At 56.8% G+C, this 26,551-nt stretch carries 20 protein-coding genes and 1 tRNA gene; 11 read left to right on the forward strand and 10 right to left on the reverse strand.

Annotated elements, in window-relative coordinates:
- Positions 1-457: 457 nt before the first annotated feature.
- From WN72_RS08970 to WN72_RS08980, 3 genes are all read right to left on the reverse strand, one after another.
- Positions 458-1,285, reverse strand: coding sequence for an NAD(P)-dependent oxidoreductase (locus tag WN72_RS08970; protein ID WP_208617520.1), 828 nt, complete (start codon positions 1,283-1,285; stop codon positions 458-460).
- A gap of 78 nt (positions 1,286-1,363) precedes the next feature.
- Positions 1,364-2,044 carry an HAD family hydrolase gene (locus WN72_RS08975; RefSeq protein WP_092219728.1) on the reverse strand — a complete coding sequence of 227 codons (681 nt, stop codon included), beginning with the start codon at positions 2,042-2,044 and terminating at the stop codon, positions 1,364-1,366.
- Positions 2,041-3,621: an amidophosphoribosyltransferase gene (locus tag WN72_RS08980; protein WP_244553969.1), complete on the reverse strand. Its 1,581-nt coding sequence runs from the start codon at positions 3,619-3,621 to the stop codon at positions 2,041-2,043. Before WN72_RS08980 ends, WN72_RS08975 begins: the two co-directional genes overlap by 4 nt.
- Before the next feature lie 1,338 nt (positions 3,622-4,959).
- On the opposite strand from WN72_RS08980, the gene nodU reads away from it, so the two are divergent.
- The 7 genes from nodU to WN72_RS09015 all read left to right on the forward strand — a co-directional run bounded on the left by nodU (position 4,960) and on the right by WN72_RS09015 (position 10,587).
- Positions 4,960-6,621 (forward strand): nodulation protein NodU, encoded by a 1,662-nt coding sequence (gene nodU, locus WN72_RS08985; RefSeq protein ID WP_092219726.1) that lies wholly within the window; start codon positions 4,960-4,962, stop codon positions 6,619-6,621.
- A gap of 296 nt (positions 6,622-6,917) precedes the next feature.
- Positions 6,918-7,205, forward strand: coding sequence for a type II toxin-antitoxin system Y4mF family antitoxin (locus WN72_RS08990; protein ID WP_092219724.1), 288 nt, complete (start codon positions 6,918-6,920; stop codon positions 7,203-7,205).
- Positions 7,205-8,485 carry a type II toxin-antitoxin system HipA family toxin gene (locus tag WN72_RS08995; RefSeq protein WP_092220609.1) on the forward strand — a complete coding sequence of 427 codons (1,281 nt, stop codon included), beginning with the start codon at positions 7,205-7,207 and terminating at the stop codon, positions 8,483-8,485. The genes WN72_RS08990 and WN72_RS08995 overlap by 1 nt, the downstream gene beginning before the upstream one ends.
- Before the next feature lie 47 nt (positions 8,486-8,532).
- The gene (locus tag WN72_RS09000) at positions 8,533-8,739 is read left to right on the forward strand and encodes a hypothetical protein (RefSeq protein WP_092220607.1); all 207 of its coding nucleotides are present in this window, start codon (positions 8,533-8,535) and stop codon (positions 8,737-8,739) included.
- A 236-nt stretch (positions 8,740-8,975) separates the two neighbouring features.
- A tRNA-OTHER gene (locus WN72_RS09005) sits at positions 8,976-9,048 on the forward strand.
- A gap of 100 nt (positions 9,049-9,148) precedes the next feature.
- Positions 9,149-9,475 (forward strand): DUF6538 domain-containing protein, encoded by a 327-nt coding sequence (locus WN72_RS09010; protein ID WP_143130858.1) that lies wholly within the window; start codon positions 9,149-9,151, stop codon positions 9,473-9,475.
- A gap of 86 nt (positions 9,476-9,561) precedes the next feature.
- On the forward strand, positions 9,562-10,587 hold the full coding sequence (locus WN72_RS09015) for a tyrosine-type recombinase/integrase (protein WP_143130857.1): 1,026 nt from the start codon (positions 9,562-9,564) through the stop codon (positions 10,585-10,587).
- A gap of 147 nt (positions 10,588-10,734) precedes the next feature.
- Here WN72_RS09015 and WN72_RS09020 read toward each other — a convergent pair whose 3' ends face one another.
- The 5 genes from WN72_RS09020 to WN72_RS09040 form a co-directional block, all read right to left on the reverse strand.
- Positions 10,735-13,791 (reverse strand): type I restriction endonuclease subunit R, encoded by a 3,057-nt coding sequence (locus WN72_RS09020; protein ID WP_092220601.1) that lies wholly within the window; start codon positions 13,789-13,791, stop codon positions 10,735-10,737.
- Positions 13,788-15,041 carry a restriction endonuclease subunit S gene (locus WN72_RS09025; protein WP_167381185.1) on the reverse strand — a complete coding sequence of 418 codons (1,254 nt, stop codon included), beginning with the start codon at positions 15,039-15,041 and terminating at the stop codon, positions 13,788-13,790. The genes WN72_RS09020 and WN72_RS09025 overlap by 4 nt, the downstream gene beginning before the upstream one ends.
- Positions 15,042-15,130: 89 nt before the next feature.
- On the reverse strand, positions 15,131-17,299 hold the full coding sequence (locus WN72_RS09030; RefSeq protein WP_092220597.1) for a type I restriction-modification system subunit M: 2,169 nt from the start codon (positions 17,297-17,299) through the stop codon (positions 15,131-15,133).
- A 17-nt stretch (positions 17,300-17,316) separates the two neighbouring features.
- The gene (locus WN72_RS09035) at positions 17,317-19,170 is read right to left on the reverse strand and encodes an N-6 DNA methylase (protein ID WP_092220595.1); all 1,854 of its coding nucleotides are present in this window, start codon (positions 19,168-19,170) and stop codon (positions 17,317-17,319) included.
- A complete protein-coding gene (locus WN72_RS09040; RefSeq protein WP_092220593.1) occupies positions 19,167-19,457 on the reverse strand; it encodes a DUF4258 domain-containing protein in 291 nt (96 codons plus the stop codon). Before WN72_RS09040 ends, WN72_RS09035 begins: the two co-directional genes overlap by 4 nt.
- A gap of 236 nt (positions 19,458-19,693) precedes the next feature.
- Here WN72_RS09040 and WN72_RS09045 point away from each other — a divergent pair, with 236 nt between their 5' ends.
- A complete protein-coding gene (locus WN72_RS09045) occupies positions 19,694-21,247 on the forward strand; it encodes a Fic family protein (RefSeq protein WP_092220590.1) in 1,554 nt (517 codons plus the stop codon).
- A 77-nt stretch (positions 21,248-21,324) separates the two neighbouring features.
- The gene (locus WN72_RS09050) at positions 21,325-22,485 is read left to right on the forward strand and encodes a hypothetical protein (protein ID WP_092220587.1); all 1,161 of its coding nucleotides are present in this window, start codon (positions 21,325-21,327) and stop codon (positions 22,483-22,485) included.
- A gap of 405 nt (positions 22,486-22,890) precedes the next feature.
- Here WN72_RS09050 and WN72_RS09055 read toward each other — a convergent pair whose 3' ends face one another.
- Entirely contained in the window at positions 22,891-23,049 is a 159-nt protein-coding gene (locus tag WN72_RS09055; RefSeq protein WP_167381184.1) for a ribbon-helix-helix domain-containing protein, read from the reverse strand.
- A gap of 192 nt (positions 23,050-23,241) precedes the next feature.
- On the opposite strand from WN72_RS09055, the gene WN72_RS09060 reads away from it, so the two are divergent.
- A complete protein-coding gene (locus WN72_RS09060) occupies positions 23,242-24,291 on the forward strand; it encodes a site-specific integrase (RefSeq protein ID WP_092220583.1) in 1,050 nt (349 codons plus the stop codon).
- Between the two features lie 108 nt (positions 24,292-24,399).
- Here WN72_RS09060 and WN72_RS09065 read toward each other — a convergent pair whose 3' ends face one another.
- Complete coding sequence (locus tag WN72_RS09065; RefSeq protein ID WP_143130855.1) at positions 24,400-24,633, reverse strand: hypothetical protein; 234 nt, start codon at positions 24,631-24,633, stop codon at positions 24,400-24,402.
- A gap of 1,166 nt (positions 24,634-25,799) precedes the next feature.
- Between WN72_RS09065 and WN72_RS09070 the strand changes: the two genes are divergently transcribed.
- The gene (locus tag WN72_RS09070; RefSeq protein ID WP_143130854.1) at positions 25,800-26,543 is read left to right on the forward strand and encodes a hypothetical protein; all 744 of its coding nucleotides are present in this window, start codon (positions 25,800-25,802) and stop codon (positions 26,541-26,543) included.
- The last annotated feature ends 8 nt before the right edge of the window (positions 26,544-26,551 follow it).

Here is a 26,551-nt window from a genome sequence, read left to right on the forward strand (position 1 = left end):
AGCTGCGTCCAAAGCGCTCAAACCTCCGCGCCAATGATAGCCCGCGAGCACTACGAAATTGGCGCGGCCCAGCATAACCATCGCCTGGAATTTATCGGGATGACCATCTCACGCGGATAAGCGCGCAGATGCGGAGCAGGAAGATCGTGGAGAACCGACAAGTCCATTTCGTAGACCCGGTTCGACCGCATCATCAAAGGCCATATCGATAACGATACGGGCCTTAGCGGAACAATGCGTCGGCGGTGATACGCAGTCCGCCATACTCGGTTTCCTCGCGAATGCGATTGACCTTGAGGCTATTTGGATCGAACTCCGCCCATCGTTATGTGAAACGCCGCTGATTTCTTTGAAGATGCGGACCGTCTCGTCCTAATCATTGTTCTCGATGACGAGGGAGTCGAGGGGCACCACGGACTCGTGGAAAAATGGCCCGCTTGGGAGCCATACCAAGCGTTTACGATAGGGCCAAATGTGGTAGGGTCAGTTCACCTTTGCCTGCGACAACTGAGAGGTTGAGTTCCTGTGCGGCAGCATCCAGGACCCGCACGGAAACGGCACTCTCGCGCGCTAGGCGCACAGCACACTCGATGTCCTTTGCAGCATTTGCAATCGAGATTGCCAGTGCATCCGGTTTCTCTCCCAACAAAAAAGCGGCGAAGGCTTGGAATATTCCACTGTTCGTAGAGCCCCGACTGACCAAAGACCGTAGTGTTACAAGATCTATCTGAAGACTATCCGCGAATTGGCAGACCTCAGCGGCGACGGCAGCTATGCCCATAGTCATGCTGTTGTAAACAAGCTTGAGCTTGTGGCCGTGTCCGACATCTCCAACATGCGTCACGGTCTCGCAAAACGCAGCAAGAATGCGTTCAGCAACGGGAAAGAGTGTTGTATCCGATCCAACCATCGCATTGAGAAGGCCGAGCTCCGCTTGCTCGGGGCTTCGTGTTACGGGAGCATCAATAAAGCTTAGACCTCGTCTTTGCGCCTTTTTCGCCAATGCAATAGTCGAGGCGGGATACGAGGTTGTACAATCAATTATCAAGCCTCCTCGTGACATGTGGACAAATAGTCCATCGTCATCAAGGCACACCATCTCAACTTCGCGGCTGGACGGTAAGGACAACACCACCACACTTACATGCTGCGCCAACTCAGCGATCGACGTATGTTCGCGGGCCCCTGCACTTATCAGGCGATCGGCACCGAACCGCTTTTTGTTGACTTTGATGTGGAGTTCGCGTTGCTGACGCAGCAGGCTGATGCCTATACCCGTTCCCATGCGCCCCGCTCCGATAAGCCCTACGCTCTGCTTGATCAGTCTGGGAGTCGCGCTCGCTGATGGTCCCTTGCTCATGACTTAGCATTCCGAAAAGTAGCCACGGCTTTGCAGGATGGGCGGCAGCTCGTGATGGTTGTTGATCGTGTAATCTGGACGCGCGGCTTGCAGGCGCGAGGTCGAAACAAATCCTCCGGTAATGGATATGCTTGTCAGGCCGAGATTATGTGCAATATCAGTCTCTACGGGCATATCGCCGATGATGAAGGTTGATGCGGGCTTCAGGTCGTACCGTTGCATATAAAGCCGAAGCCGCTCTCCTTTGCTCATCGATTTGTATTGCGTGGCGCGGCTTTCAAAAGCGAGCACATCGGTGACGTAGTGATCTACTCCAAGCCTCCTCAGCTGGGACTGTAAAGGCGCGACTATGTGGTTGCTGAGGATGATGAGTAGAGCGGATTGTCGTCGCGCCATCTCGAGCACTCTGCGCGCCCCCTCACGTAGATCGGCCTTGTCCGCAAGAGGCTCGTATAAGTCGTGAAACAGTGCGCCATCGTCACGCTCCACTGCCTCAATCTCTTCGCGCGACATTCCAAGGCTAAGGTAGAGACGAGAGAGGGGAACATCACAACGATCCCGAAAGGTCTTTATATCGATGCTCGGACGACCAAAGCGATCCAAAATGACATTGGTCGTTTCGAGCAGCGCATAGGTGTCATCGAGCAGTGTTCCGTTCCAGTCAAATACGAGAGCGGGTTTCATGATCCTGACCTCAGGCGGGTATTGACAGGAAGAGCGGCCAGCAACGCTTCCAAGTGCCTACGCGCGCGCTGCCGTCCAGCGGGGGTCGGCATCTCGAACGTGAACGGTGACAGATCGATGCCCTCTAGCCTGGTGGCCAAAACGGATACAAGGGCGCGGAAAGGCAGATAAGTTATCGATGCCGCTTGGATCGCCGTCGCAATGTTGCTCTCAACGATTCTGAGCGCTGGCGGCTCCATCCTGTGGAAGCGAAGGCATTGGGCGCGCAGTTCGGACGGCAGCCGCTTCAATGCCTGCCAGAATGCGAGCTCATCTAGCGTATCAATACCCATGCCGTAGTAGTTTGGCGCAACTATAGGGGGAGAACCTATCGCCCAATGTACGTCTTTGGCTCCAGCGGCAAGGAGCATCGTTGTAACGGCTTGGCTGGTATCGCCTCGAATGAGGGCTTCGTCGACAACTATTACAGTCCGTTCAGCTACGGCGGGTTCCGACACTCGATACTTCCGGGCAACGCGAGATTGCCGGGCGCTGGTTCTGCCGAGGAGCGTTCGCTCATGAAATTGCGTTGCCACTACGTCACTACGCTCGGCAAGCACGCCCTGTTCGGCGAGAGAGTCAAATAGACCATCGGCGTACGGGCCCCCAGTATTTGGCATTGAGGACACGATTGGCGGCATCAAGAGTGGCTCTGCTTGAAGTCGCTCCGCAACGATTTTTCCCAAAGAGAGCCCGATGTCGTAACGGGTTTGGCGATGTGAATGGCCCTCGACCGAGGTGTTTGGACTTCCCAAATAGAGAGCTTCGTACGCGCAGAGCTTGGCCTTATGTCCTCGGCAGTTCAGGGCATGGTCAACGTTGGCCCCGGTCTTAGCATCCACGCGCTGTATGCTCCCAGGCAAGAGCTGGCTGATCTCACCTTCCAAGCCTGCGAAGGCACAATTTTCAGAAGCAAAGAGCAACAAGCCATTACTTGCTCGCATAGTCTCCAATGGTCGCAAACCGCTTCGACTGCGGTATGCAACAAGATCTCCGTCCTTATCTAGCAAAAGCGCACTAAGGGCACCATCGATACGATTATCAAGCTCGCGAAAGATAGCTTCGTAGTTTGCGGGCCGGCCGTGACGCCAATATTCTCGTTCGCAAGAGTGTTCAATCCACCTCAGCAAGAGCTCGGCGTCTGTATTCGTATCTGTAAGTTGGCCTCGAGCGAGTACTTCGCTCCTGAGTTCATGAGCGTTCACCAAGGCGCCGTCCAGAGCAATGGCAAAATGGCGGCTAGGAGTTGACTGCACGTCGTCGCCATCCCTAGCTCCACAGGATCCGCTACGGATCTGCGCGATTGCAACATGAGGCCGAAAGCACGGGTCCTGTTCGATGCAGTCAATGCGCACCGAACCATCGTTCGATGGAAAGGCCCTTCCATACCGGAGTCCACGCTCTTGCATAAAAGCAGAGACGATGACGCCCGCTTGTCCACGGAGTGCAAGTGTCGGAATCATTTTGTTCAGCTGATCAACGACACGGGGCGATGGTTCGCTTGACGCGCAGAAAAATGCACCGGCGACACCGGACATATAGTTACCCACTTGTTAAGGAGTCGCTCTGGCGGGGGCGCCTCGATGACACGTCGCTTCATCCTTAAGCAAGCGTCGTACCAGCGCTTTGCATATGCTAGCTGGCATTTCCGGAGCGAGTAGGGTTGGAAGACAGGCCATTCTAGCCATCGAGTGGTATTGTGCGTCGTTTAAGCACCCACGCGATGTTCAGGATGCTACAACCATGTGCGAAACGCTCCACACCTGAGCGAGCAGGAAGGGGGGCTTAAGGTCGACGAAAGGCTTCTGATCTTCCACTCATGTCTTTCATTTTTGCGTCCAGCCACCAAACCGGGTCTTTAAAGACAACCAGCCTAAGAAAAGGAGCTCAGAGAGGCCAGAGAGTGGCGTTCGACGCTGGCCTGATCAACTACTAACAGTGGTGATTGATCAGGACCATGAATCTTGGCCAGAGCGAATCGTGTCGCTTACGCGGACCAACGCATGACGATGCACCTTCAAACAGTTTGGTCAGAAGCTGCAATATGTCACCTTCGGCGGCTCTGTCGCGGCGCGCGCGGCCAAATTACTTGTGTCTGAAATCCTTCGAGCCCGAGGTGACTCAGGTATCCACGTGCTTGGCGGCAAAGCGCGGCTAGATCGGCGGCGCTGAAATAACAGGTGGGTAGGCGGATATACCAAGCCGCCATGATCCCGGATCCTGTACTGCCGAGTCTTAGCCATCGAGGCCATCCTCGTCCCGGTGTCTTCGCCCAACACAGAGGACGGTGCAACGATCAGGGGCTGTTCGCGACCTTGAACGAGACACCACTTAAAGAAGGAGCATCTGTTTGTTTTCTAAAAGTGCCGTCAATCCCAAAGCGGTGCAGACTAGCGCATCGGTGTTGCCGACACTCCCGGAATCTCGGCGCATGGCACCTATGATACGCGCAGTCGCCACGATTCATAATGTCGTGCTAGCGCGAATGCCTAGGCGCTAGCTGAATTACGAAGCGCGTTCGTTTCACGGTGAGCCATTTCTGGCAGCGCGGCCATGATCTCGTGTCGGGCAGAGAATTTCGCTGAACTTGTTCGCTCGACCTCGCAGAAGGCATAAGGGGCCGCCGGTCGTGCGCATGGAAATCGTTGCTGTAGGCCCGAGTGCCTGGTCCGAAACCGAACGCGTTCGGTGTCACGAACCGGCCAAGCAGCCTCCAATCTCGACTTTAATCAGACAATTGCCGGCGATTCCTCTGATTGGAACTGGCCCAGAGCGTGCATCGTGAAAGATGGGAGCCCATCTGAGTCTCGCAACATGACGGCAGTTGGGGGGGAGCGTTCAAATCGAGTGTATCTGACATTAGGTTCGGAGACTGTATGCGAATCTGCGGTATCAAACTGACTCATGATGGAGCAGTCGCCCTTGTCGAGGACGGAAGGCTGGTCTTTTGTGTGGAGCAGGAAAAGCGGGACAATAATCCGCGATATCAAAAACTCCACAATCTCGATGCGGTTGTTATCGCCTTGGCAGAACACGGTTTGGATCCGCGGGACGTTGACCGGTTCGTCATCGATGGATGGTGGGGCGAGAGTGAGTCACAATTTCAGGTTCTCAGCGGGACTGCATCCATTACCCTTAAAGGGGCGCCGTATGTTGAGGGCGATGCCGACGGCCTCCTCATAGCGCACGACGGCGCTGGGCTGATCCTCAAGGGAAGCGCCTTCCCTTATAAAAGCTATCCGCATGTTACAGGTCATGTGGCTTCCGCTTATTGTACCAGTCCTTTCGCCAAGGCCGGGCAACCCGCGTTCTGTCTGGTTTGGGACGGCGCCTCCTTTCCACGGCTCTACCATGTAGAACGCCACGCAGCCAGGTTCGTCGAGTGCCTCTTTCCGCTGATCGGGCATGCTTATGCTGCCGCAGGCTATCACTTCGGACCATACAAGCAGGCTAACCGGATCAAGTGGGACCTCGGTGTTGCGGGCAAGTTGATGGCCTACATTGCGCTCGGTTCGGTCGATGAAAGCATCGTCGAGGTGTTTCAGGAGCTCTATGAAAAGCACTTTAGCATGTTCACGGAGCCAGTCGGTCGTTGCAGCGAGGACGCCGCGCTTGAGCCTGTCCATGCGTTCTTCGATGCCTGCGTGTTACGGTTAAAGGCCAAAGCCCCCGCAGATGTGCTTGCATCCTTTCATTGCTTTCAAGAGCGTCTGCTCGTTAGCAAACTGGCGAGTGCTGTACAGAGACATTCGAGGCTTCCCGCGCGCAATCTGTGCATAGTCGGTGGCTGCGGTCTCAACATAAAATGGAATAGTGCTCTACGAGCTGCCGGCTTGTTCGATGCTATCTGGGTGCCACCCTTTCCGAATGACAGTGGCTCGGCAATAGGTGCTGCTTGCTCCGCATTGGCGGCGGACCAAGGTTTTGTACCATTGGAATGGTCCGTCTATAGTGGTCCAGCCGTGGAACGAGGCGACATGCCGCCCGGATGGGGCGGCTCACCATGCAGCATGCGTGAACTTGCAACCATCCTCGCCAGCAACAAACCCGTGATTTTTCTTGCCGGCCGCGCGGAGCTTGGACCTCGGGCTCTCGGTAGCAGAAGCATACTGGCCGCGGCGACATCGCCGCAAATGAAGGACCGTCTCAACGACATCAAACTTCGCGAGCACTTCCGGCCTGTAGCGCCAATATGCCTGGAGGATCGGGCGCCGGATATTTTTAATCCCGGAACGCCAGACCCTTACATGCTTTTCGAGCACCTAACACGAGCAGAATGGCGGGATAAGATCCCCGCTGTTGTGCATCTGGACGGATCTGCGCGATTGCAGACCATTTGCAGGACCTCTCGGCACAAGATCGCCGAACTTCTCGTCGAATACGAAGGCCTCACAGGCATTCCGCTACTATGTAACACCAGCGCCAATCACAATGGACGCGGTTTTTTCCCGAATGCGGCATCTGCCTGCCAGTGGAGCCGTGTTGACCACGTGTGGTGCGATGGCATGCTGTGGACGAGACGCGAGGGCGGCGACTGAGCGCTGGTCAACGGCATCTTTCTGTGGACGTGAGATTTGAAAACGGAACGCCGACCGTTCAGAGCCATTTTGGCGGCGGATAGTTCTCATCCAGCCCACGCAGACATCCCCAGGTATACCCTCTCTTTCCGAGGACCCCGATGACCGTGAACGGACCGCGGCGAATGTTGGACGTCTGAGCCGATAGATGTCGTCGATCGGCGACGTTCGACGATGTCGGCGAAAGGTGACATTTTTGATTGTCAGCGAATGGCGACATATGTTAATGTAAGCGAACGCTGACATTCGGGGTTCCCATGCTTACACGTACCGCAGCCGATCTTGGCGCCGTCATCCGCGACCGGCGCAAACGCCTCAAGCTCGATCAGTCGACGCTGGCCAAAAAGGTTGGTGTCAGTCGCCAATGGCTCATTGAAGTCGAGCATGGACATCCGCGCGCAGAACTCGGGCTAATCCTCCGCGTCCTCGATGCTCTCGGCATTAAGCTCGATGCAGACAGCAATCCCTCCGCGGCCCGCGGCGTCCCGAAAACCGCCGTCGATCTGGACGCCATCGTGGCGAAAGCCAAAAAAGGCAAGCCTTAATGGCCGAGCTCATTGCACTCTTGGACGGCAACGAAGTCGGTCGTGTCCGAAGTGATGCACGCGGCCGGCTGACCTTTGTCTATGACAATGCATGGCGCAACGCTGAGGGAGCCTATCCTCTCTCGCTTTCGATGCCGCTTGCCGCTGAGGAGCATGGTCCAGCCGCCATTCAGGCCTTCCTGTGGGGGCTGCTTCCCGCCAATGAGCAGGTGCTCGAGCGTTGGGCCATGAAATTTCAGGTATCAGCGCGCAACGTGTTTGCTCTCATCTCGAACGTCGGTCAGGATTGCGCAGGCGCCGTTCAGTTTGTCACGCCCGATCGACTGGAGGCCCTGAAAACGGGCCGAGATGACAAGATCGAATGGCTTGACGAGCCGGAAACAGCAAACCGGCTTCAAGCCTTACGAGAGGATCATGCTGCCTGGCGTCTGCCCGGCGATACGGGTCAATTCAGCCTTGCGGGCGCCCAGCCTAAAACTGCTCTTGTCCTCAAAGACGGCAAATGGGGCATTCCGTCCGGCCGCATACCGACCACCCACATTTTGAAACCGCCGACAGGCCACTTCGATGGTCACGCCGAGAACGAGCATATCTGCCTGCGGCTCGCGCGAGAACTCGGGCTGCCGGCCGCTGAAACCAAGGTGATGCGCTTCGAAAAGGAAATCGCAATCGTCGTTGAACGCTACGACCGGCAAGTTAGTGGGAACGACATCATTCGGGTTCACCAGGAAGATATTTGCCAGGCCATGGGCATCCTGCCGACCAAGAAATACCAGAACGAGGGAGGACCAACGTCTGCTGACGTGATCGAGCTCTTACGGACATACTCGACGGACCGCGACGCTGACCTTGAGACGTTCGTCAGCGCTTTGGGCTTCAACTGGCTCATTGGCGGTTCCGACGCTCACGCCAAGAACTATTCCTTGCTTTTGGCTAGCGGCCCGCACGTACGGCTTGCGCCGCTCTACGACATAGCTAGCATTCTTCCTTACGATCACGTCGACCCGCGGAAGGTTAAGCTCGCCATGAAAGTCGGGGGCGAGTACAAGCTCGACCAAATTGGCTTGCGTCAATGGCAGAAGTTCTCGCGCGAAACGCGGGCTGATGCGGATGTGGTCACTGCTACTCTTATCTCCATGGCTGGGCAGATCCCCGACCTCGTTAACGACACCCGCGCGCGCGCGCAAAAGGAGGGATTGGAGAACGCCGTTATCGAGCGATTGGCAGCGGCTTTGACCAAACGAGCTCAGGACTGCGAACGCGTTCTGAAGGGAACCTAATTTTGGGGGCTAGCAGATCGATCCGCACGGGCAGCACCAGCCGCGGCATGTTGATCGTCGGCCTCGGCATCGATGTCGACAGCGCGATCATCGCGCCCATGATGGCGTCGGTGGCACCGGCGCCGGAATTGCCGGACCGCGATCATCGGCGCGCCGATGATCAGCAGCGGCAGCAACACCAAGCCGGCGCCAGCCATGACATGCCTCCGTATTGGCCTGATAGCTCTGGGGAGGCTGATACGGCCCGCACTTGAGATACTCAAGAACGGGCTGAGTCTCGCTATTAGGGACCCGCTTTCCGAACATCCAAATAGGCCGAACCCAGGACAAAAGCGATGTTCGGGAGGCTTGGGAAACTCTGGGAGCGATCTCGACGCGACATGACACGACATGAGGTCGCTTTCGGAAGATCATTGCAATTCGGGCGCAGCAACTATACGCACCACCTCCTAAAAGTACTGAGCTTTTTAGGATTCGCCTGACCAACTTTTGGGGCGTAGCCAAGCGGTAAGGCAGCGGATTTTGATCGCCATTCGGAGGTTCGATCCCTCCCGCCCCAGCCAGACCGGCCGCCAGGCCTGAAATCGCTCACAAAATCGGCCTAGCTGGGGCGCTGATGCACAGCGCTGCGACACATGTCTGCTGCACAGAGTGTCGTCCCCGATGGCTGTCCACATCTTTCGCCGTGAAGCAACCTACTATTGGCGGCGGCGAACCCCCATTGCCCTTGCCAAGGTTATCTGTCGTCCGCATGTTTTTATGAGCTTGAGGACAACCAGCCTCGTTCTAGCTCGGAGGCTCGCGTCCAAGTTGGACGGGATATTCGAAGACGCCGCAATGCTCGCAGAAGAGGCCAGACTAGATCTGTCGCAAGCCCAGCTTGATGGGATGTTGCGGTCTGTCGTGACCAAACATCTTGGCAAGCTCGAACGGGTTGCCGCGGCTGCCAAGAGCTTCGAAGGGTTCGACCCTGACAAGGGCTATGCTTGAGGACAAACGGGCGCTGTGGACCTACCGGCTCCTCCTCCGTTCGCGGCGCGACCGCGCTCGACAAAATTGATCTGTCGAAGTTGAGGGTGAAAGGAAAGAGTAAGCGGGCACGAAACGCCCGGCCAAAGCTCGAAATCGATAAACTGAAAGCCGTTTTTGCGACGCCGCCCTTCAATAATTGCGCTGGATGGGATCGCCTGACCGAGCCCAGCATCGAGAATGTCCCGGTCATATTTCACTGCGCTCTCTACTTTGTGCCTATCTTGATCTACTATACAGGCTGCCGACGCGAGGAGCTTTGCGGCTTGATGGTCGACGATGTCATCGTTGACAACGGCAATATTCCGTATCTTCACATCGCCAAGAATGCGCGCAGACGCATTAAAAACGACCAGTCTCAGCGCAACATTCCTTTGCATCCGGAAGTGCTCCGGCTCAATTTCCTTCAGTATCTCCGGGCCATCAAGGCTCTCGGATACGGCCTATTGTTCCCTGATCTGTTTTCGCCCTCTAGTCGTTCGCCTCTTGGTGATCGCTTCTATAAGGAGTTCAAGCCCATTCTGCAGGCAGCCGGCGTCAACGAAAAAGGATTGGGTGCTCACGCAGTTCGGCATCTGTTTGGCGCTCAACTCAAAAAGAGAATGGTCACTGAAGAAGAGCGCGCCGATCTGCTTGGTCACGGCGGTGAATCGGAGACATCTGAGCGCTATTGTGAGCCTCACGAAGTCGCCACCCTGATGCAGTTTGTGATGAAATTACCAGTCATCACGGCAGATTTGGAACCGCAGGACATTCACCTTTTACCTTGGGTAGCCGAACGGCAGGTTGCGCCGTTCTCGCAGCCCTCACGTTCGAAAAGCGCCGGTGCGACTATTTTGTCTCGCGAGCGACATCTCCAGGACGCCGTGATTCTCGACGTTTCTCAGGTGACGCAGGCTAGTTCAGAAAGCTGCTCGGTCAGACTCATAGCCGATGAGGCCCGGGTCTGCGCCCCTCTGCTGTATGCCGCTCACAGCGACCATCGCGCCGTAGAAGCACCCAAGTACGACGGCGACAGCTCTCAGCAGACGGTAAATCCGCGTCTCGGAAAGACGGAAGGGAAAAACCCATAGTTAAGCTTAGGTCCGTCCGGGCACCGTGTCGAGGATTCTGCCCAGGCTGATCGAAAGCCATTAACCGGCAGAACCATCGATGGCGCGCCGCACCGCGGGGATACTGCGCCATGCTCCTGCTTCGTGGGGTCGTTGCTATCTAAGGCTTCACATATTCGGTCGCCCGCGAAGCCGTTCGTAGACCTCGCGCATCAGCTGTTCAGAAGCCAGACCCCGGAACACCGGATCATTCATGATCTTATCGAAGATTTCCTCGTTTCCGTCCATGCGGTCGATGAAAAGGCCTTCGAGAAGCCTGTCGAACACTGGTTTGAAATTGTCGAGTGAATTGACCTTCGCTGCCGTTTGCAGGGTTTCGTTGTCAACTGCCGCCTCGGCAATCTGATCGAAAAAGAGTTGGTCGGCCTGTTTGAATTCAGTCCCGAACCGCTCATTTAGCTTGTCCACCAATTTGGACAGCACCACGCTTTTGTCTTCCGCGCCTCGCGTTCCGACTTCTGTTGGACCCTTTAGTGGCTCGGCTTCACCCTCCTCCAGATCGATGCCGCCTTCGCTGATTTTTTGCAGTCGATAGAACCGGAGTGCGACCTCGTCCTCAAGTTCGTAGCCTGGCCCTTCCGCGCGGCGAGGCAATTTCAGGAGAAGGAAGCGGGCATACGTGTAGAGCTTCTCAAGATCGGAGTCCTGATAAGGGATAATCTGCGCAAGGAAGGCATACAGATTCCGAAAGCTCACAAGCTTGGATTTGAATGCTTTCTTGTCGGCGTCATTCAGTTGCCCGAAGCGAATGACGGCTTGATCGAGAAAGCCATTCAGTTGCTTGTGTTCACCGGCCGTGGGTTCGCGGCGGTTACGAAACCATATCTCGCAGAACTGGGTGATTTCAGGCTGGTTTATCACCGGAGAGGCTTCAAGCTCATGCTGGATTGCATAGAGCTGGTGGACATCCGGCATTTCGCCGATCTCGGTCGCCTCGTAATATGGCTTGAATGCCTTGAGGATTTCATCGCGTTCGTTGACAAAATCCAGCACGAAGGTGTCGTCCTTCCCTGCTGCTCGCCGGTTCAGACGCGAAAGGGTCTGAACGGCCTGAATGTGGTCAAGGCGTTTGTCGACATACATCGTGTGCAGCAGGGGCTGATCGAAACCCGTCTGGTATTTTTCGGCAACAATGAGCACCTGGTATTCTTCGCCGCTGAATTTCTCAGGCAACTCGGATTCGCGTATGCCGCCGTTCATGCCCACTTCGGTATAGGTTTTGCCCTCAAGCTCCGGGTCTTCGACTGTACCTGAGAAAGCCACCAACGTTTTTATGTCGGTATAGCCTTTTTCTAGGATGTATTTGTCTATCCCCTGCTTGTAGCGCACCGCATGAAGTCGCGAGCCGGTGACAACCATTGCTTTTGCACGACCGCCGATCTTGTGACGGGTGAATGTACGAAAGTGCTCGACGATGACTTCGACTTTTTGACGGAGGTTGTGAGGGTGGAAGGCAAGGAATCTCGCGAGTGCCTTGGCCGCTTCTCGCTCCGGCACTTCGGGGTCATCCGCCACTTCCTTCACGAGACCAAAATAGGCCTTGTAGGTGGTGTAGTTCGCCAGCACGTCCATAATAAAGCCTTCCTGGATGGCTTGGCGCATGCTGTAAAGGTGGAACGGCGATTTGCCATCGTCACCCGGTTCATCGAACAGGGCTTTGGTTTTGAACTTCGGTGTGGCGGTGAACGCGAAGTAGGAAAGATTCGGCTGCCGCGGACGTTTCGCCATCTCCCGCAGCATGTTCTCCCGTGCCTCCGGGGTAAGATCGCTGTCATCCTGGTCATCAAGAAGTTGCGCCGCGACGGCTGCTTCAATACCTTCCTTGTTGAGAATGCCCCGAAGTGCCTGGGCCGTTTCGCCAGCTGACGACGAATGAGCTTCATCGACGATGATCGCATAGCGCCGATTAGCTGAATCGATTGCTACCTGGTCGCCTTTCTTGCCAAGTGTCGCAATCGCGCCCGTGATGAACGGGAACTTCTGTATCGTCGAGATAATGATCGGCACCCGGTTTGCGAGCGCCTTGGCGAGTTGTTGCGTGTCCTCGTCGATTTTCTCGACGACGCCTTTTTTGTGCTCGAATTGGTAGATGGTATCTTGTAGCTGCTGGTCCAATACGAGCCGGTCCGTGATGACGACCACTGTATCGAACACCTTCTGATCCTTGACGTCGTGCAGTCCTGCCAAATGATGCGCGAGCCAGGCGATCGAGTTCGACTTGCCAGAACCGGCCGAATGCTGGATCAGGTAATTACGCCCCGAGCTATTGGCCTGAGCGTGATCAACGAGCCTACGAACAACCGCAAGCTGGTGATAGCGCGGGAAGATCATTGTCTCCTTACGCACTGTCCGCACACCTTTGTCGGTGCGGATTTGGCGTTCATCGATCTGCAGGTGGACAAACCGCGCGAGAATATCCAGCAGGCTTTCACGGGTGAGCGCTTCTTCCCACAGATAGGCGGTCCGATAATTGCCGCCTTCGCCTGGAGGGTTGCCCGCGCCGTTGCAATAACCCCGATTGAAGGGAAGCCAGGCCGTGCTTCTGCCTTCAAGTTTGGTGGTCATAAACACAAGGTCAGGATCGACCGCGAAATGCACAAGGCTCCGCTCCTTGAAGCGGAAGAGTGTAAGGCGTGGATCACGATTACTGGCGTATTGATGCTTGGCGTGCTCGACGTTCTGGCCTGTCATCGGGTTTTTTAGTTCTGCCGTGACAACCGGAATGCCGTTGACCGCCAGAACCACGTCGACACTTTGTTCGGTGTCCGGGTTGAACTTCACCTGCCGTGTGATCGTGAGGATGTTCTGCTCGTACGCCGCGATAGTATCAGGATTCATTCCGCTCGCGGGCTTGAACGCGGCCATCTGAAAGGTCGTGCCGAAGCATTTGAAGCCATGGCGAAGAACGTGCAGGCTGCCCTTTGTTGTCAGCTCCTTGTTCAGTGCATCGAGTAAGGTCGCTTCGGCGGCATCGCGCTGGATGTCAGATAGCTTCTGCCATTTCTTGGGTTGGGAAGTCTTGATGTATTCGACCACGTCGGCGGGGAATAGGCCGAGCGTAGTGGCAAAAGTTTCCGGCTTGCGTTTATCGTAACCGCGCGCGAGCAACTCCAGTTCAATGGCGTCCTCGAAGCGCAACTCGCTGTGTTTGCTTCGGCTGCTCATGCTGCGGCCTCCCTGTTTTTGAGGTCGCGCACGTCGATCTTGCCGGTGACGGCGTTGGTGATTAGGGCGGATCGGTATTCGACCAGACGCTGAATTGCCATCTCCACCGCTGTCGTTATACGCCGTAAGTGAGCGATATTTCCTTCTAGGTATAAGATGATCCGATGCTGTTCGTCATCGGGTGGTAAAGGAATCCAATAATTTCGGATTCGCTCTACATTGATCCGCTTAAAGGTGGCGCCCACGGTTAACGAGTCAATCTGTCCAAGAACGGCGTTGCTGTTGAGGGAAAATTCAAGGAATTCAGAGCGCACTTCATGAGCGGGGCGTATCAAGCAGAGATCTTGCCCCATGCAAAAACTGACCTCGTCTGCGACGCGGGCCGCCGAGCCCACTGAGACATTTCTACTATAGATAATATCATCTCGCGTGGGGAGCCTCCCTCCCTCGGTCATATTCGAAAAGTCATCTTCACCGACTTGGCGGGCAGCGCTAAAAGCTAGCGAGAAAGGCTTGACTTCTGTTGTGCTAACAAGAGGAAACCCATCATCAATATAAGTTGGCGTAACATGCTTGCAGTCGTAAACAGCGCTGAAGTATTTGAGGCGCTTTAACTCCCAATGTGCCGGAATCTGACCCAGCCAGTCGATGCCGCTGTCCTTCATGCGCGCTTTGGGATCGAGGCCCTTGGTGACGGCGTGGGTGATGACCGCGAGGCGCTTCTCTTCCAGCAGCTCCAGCAGTCGGCGCTCCTTATCGATTAGCTCATCGATGCGCGCCGTTTCGCTGTCGAGGAAGCGGACGATAGCAGATTGGTCTACAATTGGTGGAACGGGCATTTCATCATTGGCGAAATATTCCGACTCAATACTTTCAACTGTTGTTCCCGGCTTGCACCAACGCGAAAGCAAAACGGCTTGCTGTCCCTCAATGAAATACTTCGCGAAATCAGGCAGGATGCGATTGGAGAATCCTATCGCTTTGATATCCTGGTTAATCGCCAAATGTTTTCCGGCTAGTGCAACCGGAATAGAGTGACGCAAAATTCCTGATCTTACGACCATGAGCAATGTACGGGCAGGTACCATTCGTGCGGCTGAAACAGCAATCGCGTCCGGCGTGATGTAATCTTCAGTTTCCGTGATGATGCCAGTCTTCATGTCCTTGGGGGAGACCCAGGCAATGTCGCCGCCCCAGTATCCGTCAACACTTGTCGGGGGTGTTCCACCACTCACCATGAATGTTGCCAAGAATTTTATCCTCGACCGTGACCAATGGGCCGGAAGCTCCGGTAGCCAAGCGGTGTCGTAGGGCTTGTATGCGGAGTAACGCGTAGCCATCATGCCACCGCCTTGAGCATGTCGAGGATTTCGCCTTCGAGCTTCTTGATGTCCCGTTCGATGTCTGCGAGTGGGCGCGGGGCCTCATAGACGTAGAAGTGGCGATTGATCGGTATCTCGTAACCAATCTTAGTCTTTGAGAAATCGATCCACGCATCGGGCCAGTGCGGCTTTACTTCCTTGTCGAAATACGCGAGGCAGTGATCGCGTACGAGGCCGACGAGCTCGGTGTTATCGGTCTTGTTCTCGTAGCCAATCGGAAGGGGCAGTGTGACGGCTTTCGGCAGTGGGACACTTTCGGTGTCACGGAGTTCTGGATCGGGCTCCGGGTTACCGTTTGCGTCCGTGCAAATATCGGCGGTTGGGTCACGCTCTGAGAGCGCCGACAATACGTCCTTGCGCAGTGCCGCCGTGACATTGACTCCTGCCTTCTCCAGTGCGGATTCGAGACCAGCCCAGAACTTGTCGCGGTTCTCATAAATCCGCTTTGGGTCGAGCGATTTAGCTGCTGCCAGGATGGCGCTCTGCGTTTCACGTCCGGTTTCCATCTCCTTGGCGACAACAGATTTGTCCTTTCGCTTCTTGCTCTCGGCGAGCGCAAGGAATGCGCCTGCGTCCTGAATGCGTGCGATGCGTTCGGGGCTGGCCTGGAAGTTAAGCCTGAGCGGTCGCTCGACGGTTAGTTTGAGGTAGCCGAAGTCGCGGCTATCGAACACCTTCGAGCAGATGCGCTCGATCTCGTTGCCGTTGCTTTCAAACGCCGAGAGCGCGTCGTGGCCGCCTTCGGCGTAAAGGCGTGTGAGTTCCTTGATATGATCTTCGGATAACTCATTGCGTTTGTTTCCGAGGCTCTTCTTCATCTTCTTGTAATGGCGGGTGCCGTCAATCAGCTGCACCTTTCCGCGCCGCTCTTTGGGCTTTCGATTGGTCACGAGCCAAACGTAGGTGTAGATGCCGGTGTTGTAGAATAACTGATCCGGCAGCGCGACGATGGCATCGAGCCAGTCGTTCTCGATGATCCAGCGGCGGATGTTGCTTTCGCCAGAGGCCGCATCGCCGGTGAACAATGGCGAGCCATTGAAGACGATGGCGATCTTCGATCCTTCCCCGCCTTCGTCGGGCGAGGGTTTACGCTTGGAGAGCATGTGGAGAAGAAACAGAAGCGCCCCATCGTTGATGCGCGGCAAGCCCGGCCCGAAGCGTCCATCAAAGCCGAAGTCCGCATGCTCTTTCTCGATGAACTTCTGCTGCGGCTTCCATTCAACGCCAAACGGCGGATTGGCGAGCATGTAGTGGAACGTCTTGCCCGCGAACCCATCGCCGCCCTTGCTTTGGTCAAGCGTGTCGGTCGGCAGGATATTGTCCGCCGGCTCATCCTTGATCAGCATGTCAGAGCAGCAGATCGCGTAGGACTCGGGGTTGTAGTCCTGGCCGTATAAGGTCAGATGGGCCTTGTTGTTGTGCTCGCGGATGTATTCTTCGGAGACGGAGAGCATGCCGCCGGTGCCGCAGGCGGGATCATAGATCGTGCGCGAGATTCCCGGTTTGTAAATATCCTCGTCGCCCGTGTAGATGAGATGCGCCATCAGGCGAATGACTTCACGCGGGGTGAAGTGGTCACCGGCTTCTTCGTTTGCTTGCTCGTTGAAACGGCGGATCAGATTTTCGAAGACGTATCCCATTGCGAGATTTGGGACACGATCAGGGTGCAGGTCGATAGAGGCAAATTCCTTGATGACCTCGAACAGCCTGTTGGCCTCTTCGAGTTTTTCAATTTCCTTATCGAACTCGAACTTCTCAAAAATTTCCCGCACTTTCGGTGAGAAACCCTTGATGTAGGCGGTGAGATTCTTCGCGATGCCGTTCGGATCGCCCAGCAGCTTTGAGAAAGTGAAAGGGCTGATATTGTAGAGCGGCTGATCCCGATCTTTACTCGCGACTTTGGCGAGCGCCTTCTCAATCGCCGCGCTCGAAAGACCTTTTTTCTTTAGGAGTTTTAGTTGATCGAGGACATTGTCCTTCGTCGGCTCCAGCACACAATCAAGACGGCGCAACACAATCAGCGGCAGCATGACCCGGCGGTATTGCGGTGGTCTATATGGCCCGCGAAGCTTATTCGCGACGGCCCAGATCTTGTCAGATAGTTCTTGATGCTTGATATTTTCCATTTTCGTCAGCCTACATCCTAATCGCGAGCGGTTACAGAAAGTTTTGTCATTGGCCACGATGCTTCGTTGAGATCGTCTGCCAGCTTCTCAAGCTGCTTTATCTGCGACCTGAGTTTGAGAACCTTGTCGTATTGTCGCTCAATTTCCCGTTGTTCTTGGACGGTCGGAATCATCACCCTGATTTTTCTGACGTCGCCCATCGAGATCATCGGCACAGTTCCGCTAGTGGCGAGCGAGTGCATAAGCCACTGGCCCAAGGGCGAGGCGAGATAGCGATACAAGATGAGCGCGCTTATGTGGCTGCTCTTGCGTAGCCGAAGGATGACAAAGGCTTGCGATGCAAGCCAATCCGGGCCGCTGAATTCTGGAACAATTCCTACCGCTCCGATCCGGCCTCGCACGGAGAGAAGAAGATCGCCCGGCTCCAGCTTTTGGCGCATCACTTTGCCAAGGGCGCTGTCGTCGACCTGTATCTGTTTGGTAGGTGTTCTTATGGAGCCGTCTGGCTGAATGTCCTGTAGCGACACTTCTAGCAGCGTGTGCTCATGTCCGGTTTCGCCAGCGCTCGGCACTGCCTGCGGACGGATAATGTCGGCAACGTCAATCAATTCGACGGTTTTTGCACTATCCAGGGCATTCTCTATCTTTTGTTCGGTTTCATCCCGGATATAGCGGTCGACCGAAATATTGAATTCCTGCGCCGCGATTTCGTCATATGTCGCCACTTGTGAGATTGACGTCACGCGGCGAGCTTCGACAATCGACTTTATCTGCTGCAACGGGTCGTTAGCCGGTTCACCTTTTGCCCGCGACTTCACTCCTATCTCGTCACTCGCGTCGACGAACAGCACATCGCCGTTCTTTCCGCCGAGCGTCTCAAAGATCAGCAGGGAAGATTGGACGTTTGCATAAGATGCGAAGACATCGCGCGGCAGACGGATCACCGCTGCAAGCATTCCGCGGCGAACAAGCTGCTCCTTATAATCCCGCTCGCCGCCTGCCGTTCGGAACAGAAAGCTCTCGGGAACGACGATGACGGCACGGCCTTTCGTCTGAGCTATGACATGAGCGATCTGATTTCCCTCGCCGTAATGAAAGCGAACTGGGAAACGCTCATAAGACTCGTTGGTAAAGTCGCTTCCCAGTCGCAGGCCGAAGGTTGTGATCGCGGCCGAATGAGCGAATTGGCGAAGCTTTTCGCCGTCCAGCCAGGAAGGCTGGCGGATCGGATCATTCACGTGTGCCTTGAGTTTGTAATCGCCGAGGGACGCAAAGAGCAGTAAAATACGTGCGGCCTGCGAATTGGCTAACTCACAGTCAACTGACCAGCCCGCGTCAGCCAGGAGTAAAGGCATCCAGCCCGAACTGTCGAATGGACAGTAAACCGGTTGTTCCGATGGCTTCCCCATCAGAGCCGTTAGCAGCGGTGCGAGATAGTCGGGCCATGTAAAGTAGCCTAAGGCGCTACGGCGCAGACCCGTTTGTGGTGCGTGAACCAGAAAGCGCAATAGTGCCCGTGCATATTCGGAATCGATAACTTCGGGGTTGGAAGAAAATGCCTCCGCAACCGCCCTTCTCGTCTTTTCAAGAAGCCCCGGCGTGGATTCGGCGAGACTGTGGTGCCCCCTGTCAGACGCGGGCAACTCAAGCTCTTGATCAAGTTCGGTACGGAGCGTTCTCCAGATGCTGGGAGTCAGCTCGCCCTGATCGATCTCCAATGCCGATTTGACGCCAGCACTTCGCCGGGCGATGATAAACATTTCGAGGATGACTTCGATCCAGTCCAGTGGATCTGCATTGGCGCCGGAATCGCGCCAGATAGAGGCGACGTTCTGATAAAGCTGCAAGGGGATTGTTTGCGCAAAGGTCATATCTGCCGCCTCTTCGGTGAGCGCGACTTCCGGCGGTCATAGCTGTCCAGGCGATATGTCGTAATAAGCGAATCGCCATCTTCGACAACGACGCAGCCGCCCTTGTCCATGGCCTCTTTTGCAGTCCGCTCGAGCCGCTGCATGGCGGCGATCAACTCGCGCAGGCTCTTTCGTCCCAGAACAATCTTATCCTGGTCCGGCTCGCCGAACCGGCGGACAAGCTCCACCATTTCGAGCGAGATGCCGCGCTGTGACATGCGTTGCTGAAAATGTCTCGTTCTGGCCATCGTCGCCTCCTGCCAAGAAACTTAGATGGTCAAAACTAAAAAATCAATGTCTGATTATTTAGTATGTTCTATCCGATAATTTTGGATGCTGCCGATGATGCAGCTCTGGGCTGAAGACTTTTCACGGAATGGACATTGAGAGAACTGTTTTCATGTACTATTTTGAGTTTTCGGCTATCCAGCCGATCGGTGAACAAAAATCATGACTTGGAGAGCCATTTTCAGAGGACTTTGATTTGAGCGTGCAATTTTCAGAGCCGGTGAGCGTTTTTCATGACAGGCGGCTGCCAGAAGCGGCCGCACCGGCGGGTTATGCCGCGCTTATTGGCGCCTACAATCTGCCCGTTCCGGTCCCCCGGCTTCTGTGCGCCATAGGCTCAAAGCACCGCGTTATCGAGCAGGATGGCTGGCGCATCTACACGCCGCGTCATGCGCCCGACGCGTCTCTTGAGGGACACCTTACCTTCGCCCTCAAGTACGAGGGGCTGGACCTTGCCGTTCTGAAGCGGCTTTTTCTGGCCGTGAAGGAAGGCGACATCGCCGAACTCGTGCGCCAGAAGCCGACCGGCCTCTACACGCGCCGGCTCTGGTTCTTATACGAGTGGCTGCTCGGCCGCGAGTTGCAGCTGCCATCCGCGGATAAGGTCTCGTATGTGGACGCTGTCGATACCGATCTCCAGTTCGGCGGGACAGGTCAGAACTCGGCCCGGCACCGGGTCCGCAACAACCTTCCCGGCACGCCGGAATTCTGTCCGCTCGTATTCAAGACACCTGCGCTGAATGACTTCATTGCGCAGGATTGGAATGCGCGCGCGCGCGCTGTCATCCGCGAAGTGCCCAAGGACTTGCTCGCGCGCACCGCGGCGTTCCTTCTGCTGAAGGATTCAAAGTCCAGTTACGTGATTGAGGGAGAGCGGCCACCGCAGGACCGCATTCAGCGCTGGGGCCGCGCCATCGGCGAAGCTGGCCGGGCGCCGCTCGACGAGCAGGAATTTCTGCGCTTGCAGGGTATCGTCATCGGTGACGAACGTTTCGTGAAGATGGGCTTTCGCAAGGAGGGCGGTTTCGTTGGGGAGCATGACCGCGACACTCAGCGACCCATTCCAGATCACATCAGCGCGCGGCACGAGGATGTTCCCTCGCTTATGGCGGGCCTGATCGCGTTCGACCACAGCGCGGAGAACGATCTCGATCCTGTTGTCGCTGCGGCGGTGCTTGCGTTCGGGTTTGTCTATATCCATCCGTTCGAAGACGGTAACGGGCGAATTCATCGTTACCTGATGCATCATGTGCTTGCCCGGCGCGACTTCAATCCGCCAGGGCTGCATTTCCCCGTGTCTTCGGCCATCCTTGACAGGATTACCGAATATAAGGACGTGCTGGAGAGCTATTCCAGCAGGCTGCTTCCATGCGTTCAATGGGAGGCTACGCCGAAGGGCAATGTGAAGGTCTTGAACGATACGGGCGATTTCTATCGGTACTTCGACGCGACGCCGCACGCGGAATTTTTATACGGGTGCGTCCGTCAGACGATCGAGCAGGATCTTCCCAATGAGACCAACTTCCTCCGAAGCTTCGACGCCTTCCGGGCCGGCATCGAGAACATGATCGATATGCCCGAGCGCACGCTCAATAATCTCTTTGGCTTCCTTCGGCAGAACGATGGGAAGCTGTCGAAGCGGGCTAGAGAGAATGAGTTCGCGGAGCTAACCGCGGATGAAGTCGAGCAAATAGAAGAGTTGTATCAATCGTCGTTCTCCGCGAAAGGCGGCGGCGACGCTACGGCATAGTTAAACTATCCTGATTTCGATTGCGCGATAACCAAACTATCGTTTAGGTAGTAGTAGAAAACCATGATGGGGGCACCGTGGTCGATACTTTGAACATACCCGAGTGGACGCACTATGCCGATAAAGGGGGACTTGACCCCCTCGGCATGCAGAACAGCAGCGTGGCCCTCTATCAGCGCCTCATCCCCGGCATCGGCAACGTGACCCTCCGCATGCGCTATTACGGTCTTTATCCATGGTTGGTGCGCCACTATCTGCAAGCGAATGGAAGCACAGATCCAGAGACCTGGCGTGTGTTCCTGCGCCGCGCGGAAGCTCTCTACGCCCTGATAGCGAACCAGGCCGGCGGCGAGCTCGGCGTAGCGGGAACGGTGTGGGCCCTACGCGCAATAACCGCCGCGAAGACGGGTGGCGGGTCGATCCCGATCGACTTCGCTGCAGCCGCTGTACCGGGATCGGAGGATCACTATTTTGCGCAGAGCTGGGGCGTCTTTGGGCTGGCCTATCAAAGCCAGCTCTATGAGATCGGCGTTCTCTCGCGTGGCGACGGCCACGGCATCCCGCTTCCCAGCAAAGAGTCGGGTACGGCGCTTGCCGAGGGCTTTGAATCTGCGATGGGCGAAGCGGCCCAGCTGTTCAAAGACGTACACGCACGCGGGCTTGTGACGCTCGCCGAACTGGATGCACTGAGTCCGTTTGCGCCCTCGCAAATTGCCTTCAGCAGCGCGGAGCGGGATATCTATCAGCGCGTGCTGTTTAGAAAATCTGCCGATGCGGATGCGCCAGATTCATTTCGGACGCAGACTCTGCTCCTTACGCTCAAGGTCGCGGAACTGCTGGGCAGACCTCCAGATTCGGATGAACTCCGTTGGGTGCTCTATGCGGGGCAAACACACGGCGGACATCCGCTCGAACTTGCCGATGCGGCTTTGATCGCTCACTGCGAGCGGTGGCGCATCTACCAGGCCAACGATCTCTGCCATGTCGCCCTCGAAACGCTTTTACGATTTGTCCTTGATGCTCTGGGCGCGGAGCCGGCGGGTCTTCCTCCACGGCACTGCTGCAACAAATTGTTGCCGATATGCGCGAGGCTTCCGGCGCTTCGCCGCAGAGCTGGCGATCTTTGCTTGACGAAACTGGCCTCGCAGACAATGCAATTGACCGAGCCAAGCCGGACAGCGAGTGGTCGCTGGCGGACGGCATTATGCGAACGGCGCGTCGCGCCAACGGTTTTGTAGACGGTGAAACGGCCCTCAAGGCCGTTCGGCTATTGGCGGCCCTGCACAAGCGGAGCTTTGAGGAGTCCTGGCCGCTAGAAGCGGAACTGGGGCCGTTTACCAATGACGCTTTCCACTCCTTGCTGAGCGAACGTGCTTTCCTGCAGCGATATGAGAACCACGACTTTTGGGAACTAATCGCCCGGCTGGTCGAGGAGCGTGTGATCCGCGGTCATGCTGCTCCTGAGTGAAGGCGCGATCGCGGGTGAAGACCCATGCAATCGCAACGTCACGCCTCCACCACTTCGTAGAAAATAGATCGTCCATGCGCTGCACCGGCGCGAGCACACTGCGGGCTCACGCGGCAGCCTGGTCTGCTCCAGGTTTTCGGTCCGTCGACCTATCCGCGCGAGAGGTGAGCCGGTCCTACTCGTCCGTGTCGGGCCCGGTAATCTCGACGTTCTTCCCGTACTTCTTCATCAGGTCCGTGAAGGCCTCTAGGGCGAGGCCCTGGGTCGGCCGGCCTGTTTCGATCGAGAGCATGCGCAGCTGCTTCCAGCTGTCCTCAGAGAGCCGGACCTGCATGGCCGCTGTGCCTTGGATGGGACGGCTTTCTTGGCCGCAGGTCGGGCGGGCTTCTTAGGGGGCGCGAGTGGCGCTCCTGACACGAATCATTCCGGGACAGGATAGGCCTCCCGACTCCTCCCGAAACACCCATGCATGCATTCGTGCATGTATATTCTGGCTTACCATAACAGGAATTATTGAAAGCCAGCCATGCTGCCGGTTCCCGCCGTCCTCGCTAAACCTTCCACAGCGGAAGGTTTACGCTCGCACGAGATTTCCGGCCGCTCCGTCGCCGCCGTGGAGATCGCCGCCAAGGCGAAGGGTCATGCCCAGAAGGCACAGGCGCAGAACACCAGGACCGCCTATGCGTCGGACTGGACCGTCGTTGAGGAGTGGTGCGGCCGACAGGGTATGACGGCGCACGCTTCCGACGCAGCGACCGTCCTGGCCTTCCTCGTCGACACCGCCGGCAAGGTGGCAGTCTCAACTCAGCGCCGACGGCTGGCGGCCATCAAATCTCGTCTTCGCATGTTTGAGGTGGTGCTCGACACCAGCGCCGTTCCGGTCGGTCTGGAAAGGCATCCGGCACGCGCACGGCCGGCCGCCGGTCAAGAAAGCGCCGCTGATGCCGGTCCAACTCCGCCGCGCGATCGGGGCCGTGCCGCCCGGCTCACAGGCCTGCGGGATCGCGCGCTGCTGCTGATCGGGTTTGCTGGCGGCTTGCGGCGGAACGAGCTCGCCGGGCTCGAGGTGCTGGCGCGCGCGGCCGCCGATTGGGTGGAGGACGGACCCGAGGGCCTCACGATCCATCTGGCGCGCTCAAAGGGCGACCAGGAAGGCGAGGGGCAGGTGATCGGCATCCCGCCCGGCGTGCACCGGTCAACGTGCCCCGTGCGTGCGTGGCGTGCTTGGCTTGAAGCGTCGGGGATCACGGCAGGGCCAGCCTTCCGGTCAATCGATCGTCACGGCCGCTTGGGTGAGGATCCGCTGTGCGCTCATTCCATCGCGCTCATCGTGAAGCGCGCTGCGATCGCGGGCGAGCTCGCCAACGGCGCCTCCCAGGCCGACGCTGAGGCCGCCGCCAGGAAATTCGCTGGGCATTCCCTTCGCCGCGGCTTGGCTACATCGGCGGCCCGCAACAAGGCGCCCGGTCATCTGATCCAGAAGCAGCTCCGGCATCAGAAATATGACACCACGGCTGGATACATCGAGGAAGCGCAGCTGCATGACGAAGACGCCGCCTCTTATGCGGGGCTCTGATCAGCATGGGCGAGGGCTGGCGAGTTCTGTTCGCGATCGCACGCGTGTGCAACGCTCTCGATATTGAGCCGTTGGAGTAGTTAGTATCAGCCGGTCGGGCAAGCTCCGTTAATCGTCGCTCCCCATGCGGCCCAGTGAACCTGGCCCGCTGCTCGCCGCATCGATTTTTCGTTCTAGCGCGTCAATGCGCGACACCATCTCGGCCATAATCTTGAAATGGCTCTCAAGGAGGCTTGCGATTGTCTGAGCATTCGGCCTTCCGCGCGCCACGTCCTCAATCACTCTCTTTGCCTGCGATTGATAGCCTGCGACGGTATTTGTGAATTGTTGCGACTGCGGCACGATGAATCTCCCTGACAAAGGAAAAATGTATCTGATTCGAGGATCGGCCGGGATTCACTGCTTCCAGGCTAGAAGCAGTGACCGGCCTCGCTTTGTCTACGGCCGTGGACATTGGGTCCGACGAGAATTGTGCGCCAAAGCTCGAGATTCGCGCGGGCGGACAATATTTTGGCTCGGTTCCGTCCCCCCATCTATTCCGGACTATTTCCGACCGGCCGTCAGCCTCCTCCCCCCGACCTTTTAGGTCATGCAAAAACGTCGGCGGCCACCACTTTGATTGCTTGAAAATCTGGCACGCGATCCGGACAGCAGATCAGCGGTTTGCGGGTGAGTCCGAATCATCCCCGGAAGGGATGTTCTCGTCAGGAACATCCCTTTTCCACGCAACCGCGCCGCATCGTATTCATCGGCCAGTCGCCGCTCATTGCGCTCCCTTAACATCCCTTAACATCCCTTAAAGCCGCGAAGCCGCAGCTTGCGCCGCATTCCCGTTGACCGCCTTCACCTCACGCACCGAAATGTCCGACGCGTCGGACAAAATGGCTTCCGTTGCGCCTCTCGTCTTCGCCGCAGCTAATATTCTCCAATTTAATATTGCCGGCGAGGATCCTCAATTGAGGAAGGCTCACAGAGCGCGGCGTCCCTGGCACTGCTCTGATTTGCTCTGATACTCCATTGAAAGAAGGTCAGCATTTTCAACGGCCGGCGAGACGAGGCGAGGTGGCTGGCGCACTGATTTCCATATGAGTCCCTTTGATTGTTTTAAATTGCCAAGCCTCTGCAGGCGGGCGGGAATGTTGTCATTTGTTGTCATCGCTTGCGGCCCAGGGGTAAGGAAGGACCGGGGTGAAGTTGCCACCGTTGGCAAACGTTCCCAGCCGGAACGTTTGCATATCGCCGCGCCCGGCTGCTGACCTTGCCATTTCTAGCCAGCCGGGAGGCATGCCTGTTTCCTACCATCTCCTGCCAAGCGAATGGCAAGGATGTTCACGTATGTTGACAAGCCGAAGCACCGCGTTCGTCGGCCGGTTATAGATGCCCGGGTCAGAGCCGGGCATGGTGGGAGGGCGGGAGTGAACTTGGATCAATCCGACAACTTCCAATGAATGGGCGGGACACTGGCGGTCCTGGTGCCTTCGAGCGCAGGGCTCGTCATTGCGGCCGACATGCGGCAGACGCAGAAAGGGACATTCTGCGACGGCATAAACAAGATCCAGATCCCCGCGCGGCCTGCCCGCACCGCAGTCGTGATCACTGGGTTCGCCACGTTGCAGGATATGCCGGACCTTTCAGGCCCCGTGCTGTGCGAGCACATGGCGAAGACGCCGGCGCCGATTGATTTCGGCCGCTCGACCCTCGCCTATTTGGATGCGGAAAATACGCCAGTGGCTCACTTCGACGGACAGCGCTTTACCGACGCTATTTTCGCCGATGTCGGCCCGTACCTCGCGGCCGAGAAATTGAGAGAGTTCGCTGGCAGCCGAATCGCGCAAATCATCATCTCGAGCTACGACGCGGTCAATCGGACCAGCAGTGTTCTCGCCTTCGGGGCGGATCTGAGGGGCGAGGGCCAATTCCTGCTGCAACCTCTCCCAGTCACGGCATTCACGACACTGCAGGGGACAAGCTTCAACCCCGACAGTGACCGTGTCCTCCTTCCATTCGCGGAAGTGCCATATCTCGAGCAACACGTGCTTGCCGGTCACGGACAGATGTATCTGACGCGCGCCTTTTCAGAGTTTCTGCTCAAGACTGGGGTTGGCGATGTCAGCGCAGAGCTGGCAGCAGCGGCCGCGCTCGACCTGATCGATGCCGCGGCCAAGACGACCAAAATCATCCCGGCACCATCTGGTATTGGGGGCGGATCATCGGCTGTGCTTCTGGGCGACGAAACCGTCACGCTGAAATGACGCTGGAG

Source organism: Bradyrhizobium arachidis, assembly GCF_015291705.1.
Taxonomy (GTDB): Bacteria; Pseudomonadota; Alphaproteobacteria; order Rhizobiales; family Xanthobacteraceae; genus Bradyrhizobium; species Bradyrhizobium arachidis.

Coding starts and splice junctions, on each gene's coding strand:
- WN72_RS08970 (WP_208617520.1), bottom strand. CDS start 1,285: ATGGGAACGGGTATAGGCATCAGCCTGCTGCGTCAGCAACGCGAACTC.
- WN72_RS08975 (WP_092219728.1), bottom strand. CDS start 2,044: ATGAAACCCGCTCTCGTATTTGACTGGAACGGAACACTGCTCGATGAC.
- WN72_RS08980 (WP_244553969.1), bottom strand. CDS start 3,621: ATGTCCGGTGTCGCCGGTGCATTTTTCTGCGCGTCAAGCGAACCATCG.
- nodU (WP_092219726.1), top strand. CDS start 4,960: ATGCGAATCTGCGGTATCAAACTGACTCATGATGGAGCAGTCGCCCTT.
- WN72_RS08990 (WP_092219724.1), top strand. CDS start 6,918: ATGCTTACACGTACCGCAGCCGATCTTGGCGCCGTCATCCGCGACCGG.
- WN72_RS08995 (WP_092220609.1), top strand. CDS start 7,205: ATGGCCGAGCTCATTGCACTCTTGGACGGCAACGAAGTCGGTCGTGTC.
- WN72_RS09000 (WP_092220607.1), top strand. CDS start 8,533: ATGTTGATCGTCGGCCTCGGCATCGATGTCGACAGCGCGATCATCGCG.
- WN72_RS09010 (WP_143130858.1), top strand. CDS start 9,149: ATGGCTGTCCACATCTTTCGCCGTGAAGCAACCTACTATTGGCGGCGG.
- WN72_RS09020 (WP_092220601.1), bottom strand. CDS start 13,791: ATGAGCAGCCGAAGCAAACACAGCGAGTTGCGCTTCGAGGACGCCATT.
- WN72_RS09030 (WP_092220597.1), bottom strand. CDS start 17,299: ATGGAAAATATCAAGCATCAAGAACTATCTGACAAGATCTGGGCCGTC.
- WN72_RS09035 (WP_092220595.1), bottom strand. CDS start 19,170: ATGACCTTTGCGCAAACAATCCCCTTGCAGCTTTATCAGAACGTCGCC.
- WN72_RS09040 (WP_092220593.1), bottom strand. CDS start 19,457: ATGGCCAGAACGAGACATTTTCAGCAACGCATGTCACAGCGCGGCATC.
- WN72_RS09055 (WP_167381184.1), bottom strand. CDS start 23,049: ATGCAGGTCCGGCTCTCTGAGGACAGCTGGAAGCAGCTGCGCATGCTC.
- WN72_RS09060 (WP_092220583.1), top strand. CDS start 23,242: ATGCTGCCGGTTCCCGCCGTCCTCGCTAAACCTTCCACAGCGGAAGGT.
- WN72_RS09070 (WP_143130854.1), top strand. CDS start 25,800: ATGCGGCAGACGCAGAAAGGGACATTCTGCGACGGCATAAACAAGATC.